This window comes from Bradyrhizobium sp. MI1.11 (assembly GCF_055811255.1).
Genome location: NZ_JBVVPM010000096.1, coordinates 1 through 14,479, shown reverse-complemented (window position 1 = coordinate 14,479; position 14,479 = coordinate 1). Strand labels below are relative to the sequence as shown.

Annotated in this window: 11 protein-coding genes and 4 pseudogenes; 8 read left to right on the top strand and 7 right to left on the bottom strand. The window is 59.6% G+C overall.

All coding sequences use genetic code 11. The features are described 5' to 3' along the window. The first annotated feature begins 8 nt into the window (after nucleotides 1-8). From AC0L30_RS40965 to AC0L30_RS40950, 4 genes are all read left to right on the top strand, one after another. Entirely contained in the window at nucleotides 9-2,096 is a 2,088-nt protein-coding gene (locus tag AC0L30_RS40965; protein ID WP_473308840.1) for a ribonucleoside triphosphate reductase, read from the top strand. A gap of 13 nt (nucleotides 2,097-2,109) precedes the next feature. Next, a complete protein-coding gene (gene nrdD, locus AC0L30_RS40960; RefSeq protein WP_473308841.1) occupies nucleotides 2,110-2,301 on the top strand; it encodes an anaerobic ribonucleoside-triphosphate reductase in 192 nt (63 codons plus the stop codon). After that, nucleotides 2,258-2,911 (top strand): anaerobic ribonucleoside-triphosphate reductase activating protein, encoded by a 654-nt coding sequence (locus AC0L30_RS40955; RefSeq protein ID WP_473308842.1) that lies wholly within the window; start codon nucleotides 2,258-2,260, stop codon nucleotides 2,909-2,911. Before nrdD ends, AC0L30_RS40955 begins: the two co-directional genes overlap by 44 nt. A 1,145-nt stretch (nucleotides 2,912-4,056) precedes the next feature. Further along, a complete protein-coding gene (locus AC0L30_RS40950; protein ID WP_473308843.1) occupies nucleotides 4,057-4,413 on the top strand; it encodes a hypothetical protein in 357 nt (118 codons plus the stop codon). Nucleotides 4,414-4,668: 255 nt separating this feature from the next. Here AC0L30_RS40950 and AC0L30_RS40945 read toward each other — a convergent pair. Continuing rightward, nucleotides 4,669-4,806 (bottom strand): annotated as a pseudogene (locus tag AC0L30_RS40945) (IS110 family transposase); the annotation flags it as partial. Nucleotides 4,807-4,895: 89 nt separating this feature from the next. Here AC0L30_RS40945 and AC0L30_RS40940 point away from each other — a divergent pair. Beyond that, a pseudogene (locus tag AC0L30_RS40940) lies at nucleotides 4,896-5,115 on the top strand (integrase core domain-containing protein); the annotation flags it as partial. Nucleotides 5,116-5,942: 827 nt separating this feature from the next. On the opposite strand, the gene AC0L30_RS40935 reads toward AC0L30_RS40940, so the two are convergent. Then, nucleotides 5,943-6,692, bottom strand: a complete 750-nt coding sequence (locus AC0L30_RS40935; protein ID WP_473406634.1) for a GNAT family N-acetyltransferase — start codon at nucleotides 6,690-6,692, stop codon at nucleotides 5,943-5,945. Nucleotides 6,693-6,814: 122 nt separating this feature from the next. Between AC0L30_RS40935 and AC0L30_RS40930 the strand changes: the two genes are divergently transcribed. Both AC0L30_RS40930 and AC0L30_RS40925 read left to right on the top strand, forming a co-directional pair. Beyond that, nucleotides 6,815-7,207 (top strand): hypothetical protein, encoded by a 393-nt coding sequence (locus AC0L30_RS40930; RefSeq protein WP_473308845.1) that lies wholly within the window; start codon nucleotides 6,815-6,817, stop codon nucleotides 7,205-7,207. Nucleotides 7,208-7,590: 383 nt separating this feature from the next. Continuing rightward, the gene (locus tag AC0L30_RS40925; protein WP_473308846.1) at nucleotides 7,591-7,824 is read left to right on the top strand and encodes a hypothetical protein; all 234 of its coding nucleotides are present in this window, start codon (nucleotides 7,591-7,593) and stop codon (nucleotides 7,822-7,824) included. A 226-nt stretch (nucleotides 7,825-8,050) separates the two neighbouring features. Here the strand turns inward: AC0L30_RS40925 and AC0L30_RS40920 are convergent, their stop codons facing one another. Then, nucleotides 8,051-8,215 (bottom strand): hypothetical protein, encoded by a 165-nt coding sequence (locus tag AC0L30_RS40920; RefSeq protein ID WP_473308847.1) that lies wholly within the window; start codon nucleotides 8,213-8,215, stop codon nucleotides 8,051-8,053. Nucleotides 8,216-8,968: 753 nt separating this feature from the next. Here AC0L30_RS40920 and sbmA point away from each other — a divergent pair. Next, nucleotides 8,969-10,183 carry a peptide antibiotic transporter SbmA gene (gene sbmA / locus AC0L30_RS40915; protein ID WP_473308848.1) on the top strand — a complete coding sequence of 405 codons (1,215 nt, stop codon included), beginning with the start codon at nucleotides 8,969-8,971 and terminating at the stop codon, nucleotides 10,181-10,183. Between the two features lie 666 nt (nucleotides 10,184-10,849). Here sbmA and AC0L30_RS40910 read toward each other — a convergent pair. The 4 genes and pseudogenes from AC0L30_RS40910 to AC0L30_RS40895 form a co-directional block, all read right to left on the bottom strand. Further along, nucleotides 10,850-11,926, bottom strand: a pseudogene (locus AC0L30_RS40910) (IS3 family transposase). 11 nt (nucleotides 11,927-11,937) lie between these two features. After that, the gene (locus tag AC0L30_RS40905; RefSeq protein WP_473406633.1) at nucleotides 11,938-12,255 is read right to left on the bottom strand and encodes a hypothetical protein; all 318 of its coding nucleotides are present in this window, start codon (nucleotides 12,253-12,255) and stop codon (nucleotides 11,938-11,940) included. A gap of 617 nt (nucleotides 12,256-12,872) precedes the next feature. Beyond that, nucleotides 12,873-13,019, bottom strand: a pseudogene (locus AC0L30_RS40900) (IS256 family transposase); the annotation flags it as partial. Between the two features lie 285 nt (nucleotides 13,020-13,304). Next, entirely contained in the window at nucleotides 13,305-14,336 is a 1,032-nt protein-coding gene (locus tag AC0L30_RS40895; protein ID WP_473406632.1) for an IS110 family RNA-guided transposase, read from the bottom strand. Nucleotides 14,337-14,479: the final 143 nt, after the last annotated feature.

The window sequence follows — 14,479 nt, the reverse complement described above, 5'->3', positions numbered from 1 at the left end:
AGAGAACCATGGACCCGGCAAGGATGTTCAAGGAGAGCTTGACCTCACGCCCGGAATTAGAGAACAGCCAGGGTCAAAGCAATTCGTTGCAAGCCGCATTGCCGCGCTCGATCGTCAAACGCGAGGGCGGCACGCTTGTCTTCGATGCCAGCAAGATCCGTTCTGCGATCGCGCGCGCGGGGCGGGCGAGCGGCGAGTTCGACGACGAGGCGGCCGGCCGGCTCATGGAAGAGACTATCAAGGTCATCGCGCACCGCTTCGTCGGCGCAACTCCCAAAGTTGAGGAGGTACAGGATATCGTCGAGCAGGTGCTGATCGCGGCGGACTATTTCGCCACTGCGCGCGCCTATATCGTCTATCGCGAGAAACGCGGACAGGTGCGCCAGGACCACACGACGACGGTTGATGTCGCCGCTTCCATCAACGAGTATCTCGAACGTAGCGATTGGCGCGTAAATGCCAACGCCAACCAGGGTTATTCGCTGGGCGGACTCATCCTAAACCTCTCTGGCAAGGTCGTCGCCAACTACTGGCTGTCGCACATCTACCCGCCGGAGATCGGCCGCGCCCATCGTGACGGCGACCTCCATATCCATGACCTCGACATGCTCACCGGGTATTGTGCCGGCTGGTCGCTGCGCACGCTCTTAACCGAGGGCTTGAACGGGGTGCCCGGCAAGGTCGAGGCCGGCCCGCCGAAGCATCTGTCGAGTGCGGTCGGGCAGATCGTCAATTTCCTCGGCACGTTGCAGAACGAGTGGGTGGGCGCGCAAGCCTTCAGTTCGTTCGACACCTATATGGCGCCGTTCATCCGGAGGGACCGCTTGAGCTACGGCGATGTACTGCAATCGATCCAGGAGCTCATCTACAACCTCAATGTCCCTTCGCGCTGGGGCACGCAGACGCCTTTCACCAATCTCACCTTCGACTGGACCTGCCCGGAGGACCTGCGCGAACAGGTGCCGGTGATCGACGGAGAGGAGATGGATTTCACCTATGGCGACCTGCAGTCCGAAATGGACATGATCAACCGCGCCTATATGGAGGTGATGACGAACGGCGATGCCAAGGGCCGTGTATTCACGTTTCCAATCCCGACCTACAACGTCGCCGCGGATTTTCCGTGGGAGAGCGAGAACGCAGATCGCCTGTTCGAGATGACGGCGAAATACGGCCTGCCCTACTTCCAGAACTTCATCAATTCCGAGCTTAAGCCGAACATGGTCCGCTCGATGTGCTGTCGGCTGCAGCTCGATCTTACCGAGTTGCTCAAGCGCGGCAACGGCCTGTTCGGCAGCGCTGAGCAGACCGGCTCTATCGGTGTGGTTACCATCAATTGCGCTCGCCTCGGCTATCTGCATCGCGGCGACGAAGCGGGCCTATTCGATCGCCTCGATGCGCTGCTGGAAATCGGCCACAACAGCTTGGAAATCAAGCGCACGGTCGTGCAACGCTACATGGACCACGGACTTTTTCCCTACAGCAAGCGCTATCTCGGCACGCTACGCAACCATTTCTCCACGCTAGGCGTCAATGGTGTCAACGAGATGATCCGCAACCTCACCGCCGATTGCGAGAACATCAGCACACCTTGGGGCCATGCCTTTGCGGTACGGCTGCTTGATCATGTGCGTGCGCGCATCTCGGCGTTCCAGACCGAAACCGCCACCATGTTCAACCTCGAAGCCACGCCCGCGGAGGGCACGACCTACCGCTTCGCGAAGGAAGACCGCAAGCGCTACCCCGGAATCTTGCAGGCGGGCACCGGCGATCTCCCCTATTACACCAATTCGAGCCAACTTCCGGTCGGCCTCACCGATGATCCATTCGAGGCGCTTGAGCGGCAAGACGAGCTGCAACGCAAATACACCGGCGGTACGGTGCTCCATCTCTACATGGGCTCACGCCTGTCCTCAGGCGCAGCGTGCAAGAAGCTCGTGCGGCGGGCGCTCTCAAATTTCCGCCTACCCTACGTCACCGTCACGCCGACATTCTCGATCTGTCCGACGCACGGCTATCTCGAAGGCGAGCATGTCTTCTGTCCCAAATGCGACGCCGAAAAGCTCGCACTCAAGCGGCGTGCCGCCGCGAACTGAAAGGAGACCACAGATGAACGAGTCTAATGCCCATACGACGAGCACCGATCCTGCGGGGACGCTCAGCGACGACGAGCGCCAGCCCTGTGAGGTCTGGACTCGCGTGATGGGTTATCACCGGCCGGTGTCGTCGTTCAATTGCGGCAAGAAAGGCGAGCACAATGAGCGCAGGTTCTTCGCTGAAACGCGCGCCGCGCTCGGCTGAGCTGCGAATCGGCGGGGTCGCCCGGCTGTCCACCTGCGACTGGCCGGGCGAGCTCGTGGCAACGGTTTTCTGCCAGGGCTGCTCTTGGTCGTGCGGCTATTGCCACAACCCGCATCTGATTTCCCCGAGGGGAGAGTCGGAAATCGCGTGGCAGGGAGTGCTATCTTTTCTCGATAGCCGTCGTGGGCTGCTCGACGGCGTGGTGTTCTCTGGCGGCGAACCCACTCTCCAGGTTGCGCTGCCGGACGCAATGCGTGCCGTGCGAGGCGAACTCGGCTTTCGCGTCGGACTGCACACCGCCGGGCCCTGTCCCACACAGCTGTCCGCTGTACTGCCGCTCGTCGACTGGATCGGCTTCGACGTCAAGGCTGCGTTCGATGATTACGAGTGGATCACTGGCGTCATTGGGAGCGGCATCAACGCCAAGGCCAGCCTCGTGCGTCTGCTCGAAAGCGGCGTCGCGTGCGATATCCGCACTACGGTTCATAATGCTTTGCTGGATCGCTCCGACCTGGCGCGTCTGGCGTCCGACCTTGTCGCGCTTGGCGTTCCTGCCCATCGGCTTCAGCCGTTCCGCGCGGCGGGATGCACGACCGCGAGCCTTCTTTAGTCCCCGTGAGCCGCTGCCGTCCGGGTGCCGGTTGCAGCACATATCCTTGACTCATTCCTCCCGAGCTGCGGTCCGTCCGACACCAGATACTGCTGCGGCGGCTGGAGAAACACTTCGCGTTTTGCCGCAGGAGATCTGCGGGCGCCGGTGTCTGCTGCTGGTGCGGCTCTAGGCAGGCGCGCAACGATTCCGTTGTCCGAAGCGACGCGTCAAGTCCACAGCCGCATTGAACAGTCCGTGAATGCCTTCGCGCCAGGCCACCATGGGCGCGGCGCGTGGCTGATCTGCTATGTTCAGCAGAAATGTGGGAGCGGCCATGGCCGTCTTTCTCCAAGATCGCTCCCCAGTTGCCACCAACGTCGGGGATGGTAGCGTGGAACAAAGCAGGCAGTATGCCGAACTGAGCTGCGCTGATATTGCTGGGTGAGAACTGTGTCGCAATTGTTAATTGGCCTTCTTGTTCCTCATCCGACATCCGCACCAGAGGCCCGCGGTCAGCGCACGCGTCCGGCCAGCCCCCCGGCCAAGGGCAATGGTCCACCGCGAAGCGTTTAGGCGACGGCCGCCGGGGACTGATGGCGGAGTTAGCAAAGTTACGCGCATTTTGCGTGCACTTAGGTCTGCTCCTCTAAGCCTTGGCCTCTCGCGAGATCGCGTGTCCGCTGCATCGTGCGGCAACAATATTCCTCGCGCTCTGGCTGCACGCGCTCTTGATGCACTTTAAAATTCGCAACTCGCTTGCTGATGTGCTCTCGCTCGGAGCTGTCCCAGCTCAACGGCCGGGGAGGATCGGGCGTGGAAGCCCGTTGGGGAGCGTTTGCAATCGGCGCGATGGGCGCTGTCGGCTTTGGAATAGGCGCTAATGTTCCTGCGCGTTCGACATTGCCGCGGATTGTTGAAGCAGCGCCTCTAGTTCCTTCTTCCAGCTCATCTTGTGTTTGTGTGTCTCCCCGAACGGCCATCGGACGATGGCTAACTTGGTGCGGTCCGCGCGTCCAGCGCCCCCTTTTGGTAGTTGCGAGGCCGGCCCCGTTGAGCTCGAACGCAAGGTGGGATTAGCTTAACTCGGTGTCCATCAAACCGGCAGCAGCTCAGTTGTCCGAAGCAATTCGACGGCTCGTTGAGATCGGTCTGAAGATCAAGAAATGAGAGAATTCCCCTCCCTTTCCGTTTTCGCGGTTGAGGTCGACCGGCGTCCCGTCTTTGCATTTGCTTCAAAAACCCACGCGGCAGCCGAAGCGATCTTAAAAGGTGAGGAATTGCGCACGAAACTCTCGGCCCTGAAGTCTGGCGGGGCCCTTCTGTGCGACGATTACGGCATCATGCGCTTGCGCCTAGCGCGACCTGCGGAAAGAGAGATCTATGACGACCGGCGCTTTGGACGAATCCATCACAACGAGTTCTACGGTGCCTTCTTGATCGAGCTGGATCGGGACGCGGGTAGTCTAGATCACGTTTTGGCCGAATTGATTGACCTCGGAAACCCGGAAGGCTCGGATTGAAAGCGTAAAAGTCCTAACTTCTCTTTCGCCCCTTTATTGAGATGACTCGCGTGGGTCCCATCGGTCGGCTCACGGCAGGATCAGCTTGCGGACCGTTCTCAGGTGTGGCCCTCCCTCGACGAACGGAATCCATTCGACCTCCTCGAACCCGTAATCGATTCACCACCAGCACTCAGTTGATGACGCTCCTCGCCATGGGAATTCTTCGACCGGTGACTCGTCGTCTTCCGGGTCGCCTCTATCGAGCGTGACCTTCCCAACCAGGCAGGGCGACAGCGACGAGAAGAAGTCGCGCCGGAGGCGTTGGCGGCTGGTCACTTGACCTTGAGTGTCAACCGCATGAACGTGAAATACGTGCTTCGCGATATCCAAGCCAATTGTCACGGCTTCCATGATGATTGCTCCTGTTAGGTACAGACATCGCCAGCATAGCGCCGGCGCCGAGGGAGCGGGGCCGTCTTCCCCATCAACGGTCGGCTGCGGATAAGTTTTTGAACGAGACGCTGTTCACGTCATTGGCCCAAGCCCGCGTTACGCTTGGATGCTGGCGGGGCCGACTACAACGATACGCGACCCCACTCGCCGCTCGGATGGAGAACCCCGTCCGAGTTCGTGACCTGCCACCCGCGCCGGGATCTGGCGCTGCGCTATGCGGAAGGCTCCGCGCCAGCTCCCGTCGCTCCTACGTCTGTGGGCCCCTGACGCGGGATCGCACCGGCCTGGGTTCTTTTCCGTTCGCGGACCGCGTGGGGCTCATAACAGTTCTATATGTCGAACAGCGCGAAGTGCCTCCTCGGCAATTGAGCGAAGGTGTTCGCCCCGCATTCAACTCTGCACTTCACGGGTCCCGTCAGACACCACTTGTCCATCCAATTCCTCCTCAGGCGGGATAATTCCAATCCCTAGAAACGAGGGGCTGGAGGAACTCGAAAGGGCGGCGGGGCACCACCGCCGGAGTGACGGAAAACGCCATATCGCCGGGCGCGCTCACGTCGCTTGCGGGACCGCCAACTGCGAGCGCCATAACCCACTCCAAAGCCGACGAAGAAGATCATAGTGATAACAAGAATGGCCATTGTCATTAGGACGACTACTTCGCTGGAGGTCTTGATTCGCACTCCCGCCACTAGCGATAGCAGCCGGTAGACCAAATGCTCGAATATCTGCTTGGTACAATCTTGCGCTGCGTCCGATTCAAGCTTTTTCGCCACTCCAGCCAATATTTTATCCCAGCCTACAGCTGACTCGCATCAGGATGGCTTGCGCCTCCGTCGGAAGTACCGCGCTGCGAGCGGGCACGGAAACGCTTATTTTGCTCGATGTATGTCGTTCGCTGCGGTCGGCAGCGCCTCCCGGCGCGCGCCCATGCTGATCTTTCCCGCCATACGCCGCTGAACCACTTTGATGGCACCGCCCCTATCACCACCGAGAACTTGCCCAGAACATTCTGGATGAGGCAATGCGCCTCAGCTCGGAGCGTGCAAGGACGCTCTCGGAGCCGAAGCATGCGAATCGGCTCAGAATTCCGCTCAATTCGCCTTTCGCAACATCGGCGTGAGTGGCGGCGAGCAGCCGTGCTGTATCTCTCCAATAATCTTGAATCCGTGTCGTTGGTAAAGCGGAATGTTCTCAGGATTCGAACTTTCAAGGTAGGCTGCGACGCCCTGCTCATCACATCTTTGAAGAGCGTACTTCATCAGCAATGTGCCAAGCCCTCGTCCGACCCAGTTCGGATCGACGGCGATGAGGGGCAAATACCAATGTGGCTCGGACGGATGATGTTCGGCCATTCCCTGGCGCACGTGTGCCATATGTTCGCTGATTTCCGGGCGCAGGGACACCGCCATGATGGTGTCCAGTGCATCCTCATCTTGCTGGACGCCGGGAGGCAACCACAGGGCCGCGGCGGCGCGGCTCTCTCCCGTGACGTATGCTGTGCCATGCTCGAATGCCCGTCCGCCACAAGCCTCGATGAACTGAGTCATGCTGCCAACATATTGGCCAGGGTCCGGCCAACTCCAACGCATCAGTGGATCGGCGGCAAAGCCGAGGACAATCGTCCAGACGGTTCTTGCCCGAATGCTCGCATGCGCCGAGGTGATGCCCGACTCAGCGTTCATGATGCCGCTTTCGAGCGCAGAGCTGTAAATTGAGGACGCAGGACCGATAGGACGTGAGCTGGATGGATGTAGATTCATCGAAGGATGAGCCTTCTGCAAGCAGCCGAAAGCACGGTTTGAGATTGCAAGGTGATCTTGTTCCGCTAAATCGTCGCTCAAGAAGTCTACGCACGGCAGGATAGTTAGCAACCTGCCAACCCAGGTAGGTGCTTTGGCATGCCTTCTAGCCAATGTCTCCGCCCTAAGGATTACCCGCAGCCCCGCGGGAACTAGACCGGCTGATGATTGAGCGTGGCAAGCCCAGCGTGGTGGTCAGCGACAACGGCAGCGAGCTCACCAGCAACGCCATTCTCGCATGGGCCGAGCTGTTGAGGCGACCTCGTTCATTCGGCTGGTCGCGCCTCGGCCCTCCCCCTGCAAACGTTGAGGCGCCCGGCCCGGACATCATCGTGAGGCGCTGCGCGATCTCGGAAAGGACCGTGACCCACGAAAACATGAACCAGCCCGAGCGACCCAATGCCTGGCCGGCAAACTACAATCACCCGCGCCGCAACCATGACCAGTGCCGCCCGCGCGAGCGCTACGGTCGTGCCGTCCAACTGGCATCCAAACGGGCGCGGCGAAAAAGCGGACCTCCGAGCGCGATGATCCGGCTTCTTCTGCCGTCGCAATAAGCACCTCCGGCGGAACATGCCTCCAAATCCTGTTTTCCAGCGCGCCGCGCTTCGAACCGGATGATGCATCGTGTTTGAGCGAAACCACGGCCGCGTAGTGCAGCTCGATAAAATCGGCCATGACGGCCCCGCGAAGCTCCTGCTCGATCTGGATGCGCCGCTCCTCATGCATGTCCATCTCTGGTGTGAGACAGTATGAAGCGCTGGGCTGATCTGCAAGGACGCAACCTAACGCGACGTTCGGTTCGAACATTTCTCTCGGCGCGACTGTTGCGAGGCGATTACAGCAATTCGCGCGGTCGTTGTTAAGATGCAGAGGCTTGGAATCAACAGATGAGAGTGGAGCGCCGGGGGGTGAGGTGGATTTGGGATCTGGCGACAAGATGAACGACCTCATGGAAAAATTGAACAAGCTCCGCGCCGATGCTGCGGATTTGGCCGTTATGAGCAGCAGAGCAAGCGACCCGCAAAAGCACGAACTCTTCCGACGCTTGGCAGATGAGCTCGCAATAGAGGCTCTTGTGCTTGAACAGGTCGTGAAGCGGCAAAGCACACGCTCAGCTCCGGTCCACATGGACAACGTGGTGCCCCTCACTAAGTGTCCTGAGCGGATGTGACCGCTTTTCCGAGCTGCGGATCCTGGAATGGGCAATCCTCAGCGTCGCATTGTTGGTCGTAGTGGCCGCGGATACCTCAACACGCCACGTTGAACCCACCATAGCTGCTTGACGACATCAGCACACATGCGCAGTCGATGACCGCGAAGGACAGCATTTCGGTCGCATCATGACAGCCCTCAGAGATAGTAGTCCCAGCAATTGGAGCTTGAGCCTAAGCCGTCGTTCACACGACGTAGAGGCCGATCCAGTCGTAAATTGCAGCCGCGACAGGCTGCGGAGCTTTAGAGTAGAGAGGTTGGACGGGCTGCGCAGCCAGGTCTGCACCGGATGCGGACGCAATTGCGCCAAGCGCCACAATGCTCACGGTCGTAAGCAAGAAGTTCTTCATTTCTACTCTCATGCCTTGAGTGCCCCGAGCCGCGTGCGTGTTAACAACGTCGACGCGAACTGCTGTAACTGCATCGCAACATTTGCGCCGAAAGAGACGCGTGAACCGAACGCTGCGTCAGGTTGCGGCGTCGCAGATCATCTCCAAGAGCGTTGCCGTGCACCTTCGCGTGCGAGCGTAGACTGCGTAAGAGAGAGCGAGCAGCGGGCCGCTGATTTCAGTGGAGTAAGCGCACGGCAAGTCAGATGTGGCAAACCACACCGCAAGTGAGAAGGGTGAAGCGGTTTGCAAAACTCTTGCTCTTGTCCCGTGCCGCCACTAAAGACCCCGTTACGACCATGCTCGTGTTGCACCCACCGGCCCGAGAGATCAGATGAAAGTCTATTCGATTGAACCGATGCCCTGCAGATGCTGCCCCGTTCGTCGCAGAGGCGGCTGTGTCCCGCGGTCGACAGAGCATCCCAATCACAACCTCCGCCCTCCCGCATGAAGGATGCGGCCCGAAGGGATCTTGTTTATTGGTTCAGCGAGCCGTTCTCCACCCGAGGCTTCCTACCACACCGCCATGCCCAGACCGCCGATAACGCTTGCCGACCGTTCCTACGCTTGCCGCCAGATATTGGATGCTCGATGACCCTCGCGCGAGCGCTTGGGTGTGCGCGTGAGTAGTCTCTTGTGAGGAGCGAGGTGGCCAATGGACCCGGTGAGTTCATCTTCTGAGCTGAAGTTCTAAGTCGATAAAGGACAGCGAGCATGTTTGTTTCATTCTTCCCGCGACCAAAGTTGTTCTTTGCGTCGTCAATTCTTTGGGCCGCATTCGCGATGGCGGTTTGGTATGGTTTTGCCGGCAATCTCTTTCAATCCTCGGACAAGCCGATTGGGCTTGCGACGTTCTGGTCGGCCTCGGCGCTGTGGTTCGATCTATATTTTGCGCTGACCGTTACGGTGTTCGCCGTTGCATGGATGTTATTTGCCCCGCATCCCTGGGCGACGTGGTCCATTCTTGGTTCAGCGCTGATCCTGTTCACCTCTTACTTTCAGGTCCAGGTCTCGGTCGCGATCAACAGCTGGTACGGACCGTTTTACGACCTGATCCAGGCTGCGCTTTCGAAGTCGGCGGCGGTAACAGTCGCGCAGTTCTACAGCGAGTTGTCGACCTTTGCCGGGATTGCGCTTGTGGCCGTCGTGGTCGGCGTGATGACGCGATTTTTCGTCAGCCACTACATCTTCCGCTGGCGCACGGCGATGAACGGTTTTTACGTCGCGAACTGGCCACGGCTGCGCACGATCGAAGGAGCCTCCCAGCGGATTCAGGAAGACACCATGCGCTTTGCCAGCACCATGGAGAGTCTAGGCGTTAATCTCATCAGTGCGATGCTGACGCTCTTGGCCTTTCTGCCCGTTCTGGTGAGGCTGTCCAGCAACGTCACTGACCTGCCTCTGTTCGGCTCGATTCCCTATCCGCTGGTGTTCGCCGCTGTCATCTGGTCGATCCTGGGCACCGGCGTTCTCGCGCTTATCGGCATCCGCCTGCCCGGAATTGAATTTTTCAATCAGCGGGTCGAAGCGGCCTATCGCAAGGAGCTCGTGCTCGGCGAGGATGATACGGCGCGTGCCAATGCGCCGACATTGAGCGTGCTGTTTAGCGACATTCGCAGGAATTACTTTAGGCTCTATCTGAACTTCATGTACTTCAATATCGGCCGAATCGTCTATCTGCAGACTGACGTCATCTTTCCTTATCTGCTCCTTGCGCCCACAATCATCGCGGGCAAGATCACCCTCGGGTCGATGAACCAGATCCTCAACGCGTTCACGCAAGTGCGAACCTCGTTTCAGTATCTCGTCAACTCCTGGAGCACGATCGTCGAACTGATCTCGATCTATCAGCGGCTGCGGAGCTTTGAGGCAAAGATCCACGGTGGGCTGCTGCCGTCGATCGAGACACAAAAGGAGCGAGCCTCATGATTCGCGTAGCTGCAGGACTTGACGAAACTTGGCCCTTGAGCCGCTTGCCGCACACCATCCGACGCCTCCCACAACGCGCTCATCGCGTCCTTGATCGTAGCGCCATATCGACGCTTGCGCTCTCGCGGTGCCTCGACCGGCCCGGTCGAACCGTTTGCGCCTGCCCGAATTGCACGCACCGCATGCTCGCGATGCAGCCTGTCGCAACGATCCGCTCCGGCCGACACCACCTACCGCCGCGCGCCCGAGCTCATCTTTTCCGCCATAGCTCGATGCGATATGCGCGACGCCTGCCTATTTACCGGCCGACAGGAATGGCCACGGCCATTCGTCATCAAAGGTCTAGCAGTTTCCGCGATGCACCTCATATCTTCGCCGATTTGGTCCCATCCGATCAGTACAGGCGATGTGTCAGTCTCGGTGATGCTCATTCCTGCTCTCGTTTTGATCTCTAGGCATGCTTCTGAAATGCACCCCGGTTTGGGACCAGAGGCTAAGTTGGAAAAGGGCCGCTCCGTTTAGAGCTGGCCCCGGTTGATTGGACAGCGCCCCGCTGGATTTAAGTGGATTCCTGCCGGGTTATGCTGAACGCGGGGCTTTACGATTTTGTCGTTGCGTCGGGAGGGCGTAGCCCGACCAGAGCGACGACAAAATCGTCGGCGAGGGTCATGCGGCCATCACCATAGCTTTCGTGCCGAAGTAAGCCTCGTCGGGCGTGCGCCCGTCAAGGCTCGAGTGAGGGCGTCCCTGATTGTAGAAGGCCAGATACTTGGCAATTGACGCTCGCGCCTCGGACACGCTGTCGTAGGCGCGGAGATAAACTTCTTCGTATTTGACCGTGCGCCAGAGCCGCTCGACAAACACGTTTTCGCGCCAGGCGCCCTTGCCGTCCATGCTGATGGCGATCTTCGCGTCCAGCAGCACATCGGTGAACTCGAGGCTGGTGAACTGGCTGCCCTGGTACGTGTTGAAAATCTCGGGCCTGCCGTGCTTCGCCAACGCCTCCTGGACCGCTTCGACGCAGAAGGCCGCCTCCATTGTGATCGAGACGCGATGGGCCAGGACCCGTCGGCTGAACACATCGACGACCGCCGAGAGATAGACGAAGCCACGCCGCATCGGAATGTAGGTGATGTCCATTGCCCCCGCATTGTCGGGCCGCTCGATCTTCAATCTGCGCAACAGGTACGGGTAACCGACGGTTTTGCAGATGCGCTCCAGAGTCAGCACAACGTCCTCGCCTCGATAGCTGAACCGCGGATCGACCGCCGGCGAGAAGCGGCTGAAGAGGTCGACAATCGTCAGCACGCGGAGTTTGCGGCCGGTGGCCAGCTGGTCGTGAACGAAGTCCATGGCCCAGGTCTCGTTGATCTGTTTGGCATCGGTTCGATCTTCTCGCAGCTTGGCCTTGACGCGGCGCTTGGGCGTTTTGTTGCGTAATTGCAGGCTCAATTCCCGGTACAGGCGATAGACCCGTTTGACGTTAACGGCCCAGCCCTCCCGTTGCAGCAGCACATGAATGCGCCGATAGCCGTATCTCACCCGCGTCGCGCGGATGTCCTTGATCCGGTGTTTGAGCGGCCTGGTCGCCGCGCTTCGACTTGTAGACGTAAAGAGCGCGATCACCCGAAGCGTGGAGCAGGCCCGCCTGACCGACACCTTACAGTCACTTCGCACCTTGTCGACAAGCTCGCGGCGACGGCCGCCGGGGACTGATGGCGGAATTAGCAAAGTTACGCGCATTTTGCGTGCACTTAGGTCTGCTCCTCTAAGCCTTGGCCTCTCGCGAGATCGCGTGTCCGCTGCATCGTGCGGCAACAATATTCCTCGCGCTCTGGCTGCACGCGCTCTTGATGCACTTTAAAATTCGCAACTCGCTTGCTGATGTGCTCTCGCTCGGAGCTGTCCCAGCTCAACGGCCGGGGAGGATCGGGCGTGGAAGCCCGTTGGGGAGCGTTTGCAATCGGCGCGATGGGCGCTGTCGGCTTTGGAATAGGCGCTAATGTTCTTGCGCGTTTGACAATTGCCGCGGATTGTTGAAGCAGCGCCTCTAGTTCCTTCTTCCAGTCCATCTTGTGTGTTTCCCGAACGGTCATCGGACGAGGCTAACTTGGTGCGGTACGCGCGCCCAGCGACTTCTTTTGGTAGTTGCGAGGCCGCTGCATGTCGGCAAAATGGTGGCCGATGAGCCTTCTAGATGCACCTATGCGGTATATGATCCGCCGTGACGCGCTCGGGTGGACTGTGGTCGATGCCATGACCGGGCAGGTGGCGTACCGGGGCACCGTCACACTGACGGGACTTGCGCTACAAGAGGCTGATTTCTGGGCCGATGCAATGTCGTGGCTTCACCGCGAGGAAAACCGGCCGCAGAATGGTCGATAGCGCAAACCCAAGCATCTGTCGGGTTTTGGGTGAAATGCCGGGCCTGCGCGTGGCCCTCGGCGAAGTTTGTTACGCGTGTGTTATCCAAACAGGTTGTGCCACGAGGAGTCTTGCAGCATTCCATGGCGTCGGAACCAGGGAGGGAGCCGATGTGCACAGTATTGCCTTACCTGGGAATTGGCCTCTGCGTGTCTCTTACGGCCTGGCTGGCGTTGGGGCTGGTGTTCTGAGCCTGGGGGACGCTCGAAGGGGGATGTCCCGATCGGTGTTGAACTACGTCGGGCCGACGTTGCCGGGATGAATGTTACGCGGCCCTCGAGACGTGGGCAACGGGCTTGATCGTCATGCGATCGTGGTGAGCTTGAAGGGCTGCACGCAGAACCGACAATTGCTTATGCGCCTTCAATCGTCGAAAGCCCTTGTTGGCCTCGATCATGCCGGCCGCGACCCATATGTGGACGTATATGGACCCCGCCCGATTGCAACGACTGGCTTGATCAGGATCGACGGCCACAACTGCTGACGTATATCCGGCTTCTTGATGCGGCTGGACAACGTCTCCGCCGCGAGCCTCGATGGTTTTCGCCCGCTTCCACCTCAACGGCCCCGAGACATCGGCGCAAGCCGTGCCGGTCCACACATCAGGTTCGGGAAGCGACGGGGTGACCGTTTCGCCATCTCCTGCCATTTGTTGCAATTGCCGGTGAGACCTCCTTTCCTTGATTGCCGCTTCGCTTCAGGCCGCCTTCACCGAAAGCGCCGGCTCATAAGCCGCGCCGCCTGTGAGCATAGCCCACACGATCCGCGCGTTCTTGTTGGCAAGAGCCACGGCCGCGACATTGGGATGGCGCCGTTGCCGCATCTTGCCGAGCCAGAGGCTTCGCGGATCCTGCTTGCCATTAGCACGGCTTAAAGCGGCGCGAGCTCCGTGAATCATCAGCGTCCGCAGGTATCGATCGCCCCGTTTGCTGATGCCGAACAAGCGGGCCCGCCCTCCACTGGATCGCTGCTTGGGTACTAGACCAAGCCAAGCCGCGAACTGTCGGCCGTTCTTGAAACAGCTTCTATCGCCCACGGCGGCGACCAAGGCTGTTGCTGTCACAGGTCCGACGCCTTCGATTTTGCCGAGCCGCTGGCACTGCTCACTCGTACGGAAGATTTCCCTTATCCGCCGGTCATAGGCTGCAATGCGGGTATCAAGCTCGGACAACTCCTCTTGCAGTTCCCTCATGAGCGCTCGGAGCATCTCGCTGAGGTCGTCATTGATGTTTCCTACGATGACCGCGAGGCCACGCCGCAGCTGCCCGATGTCACGGGCAATGACAATCCCATGCTCGGACAGAAGACCGCGAATCTGATTGACGAGCCTGACTCGATCGGCGACCAGGCGCCGGCGAATGCGGTGGACGGCCTGTACCGCCAGCTGATCGGTTGATTTCGGTGGCACGAAGCGCATGGACGGACGACCGACCGCTTCGCAGATGGCTTCCGCATCGTTCTGGTCGTTTTTGTTCGACTTGACGTATGGTGTCACGAACTGAGGGCTGATTAGTCGGACCTGATGGCCAAGCTCCGTGAGCACGCGAGCCCAATAGTGTGCCCCGTTGGAAGCCTCCATGCCGACCAGGCAGGCCGGTAAATTGGCGAAAAAGCCGGCCACCGCATCGCGACGTAACCTCTTTCGCACAACGACTTTCCCGTGGTTGTCGACGCCGTGAACTTCGAAGACATACTTCGCCAGATCTAGACCTATCCGAACGACCTGCATAACATCCTCCTTCGCTGCAGTTGACGCTTGAGATTCCACCGCGGCAAGGGCGGGGTCCATACCATTGGCCCCCGTGGCACAAGAGCTTTGTGAGGTTTGATCGGATCGCTTGCATCCATATGTGCGGCCTGTTGGGTGCAGCT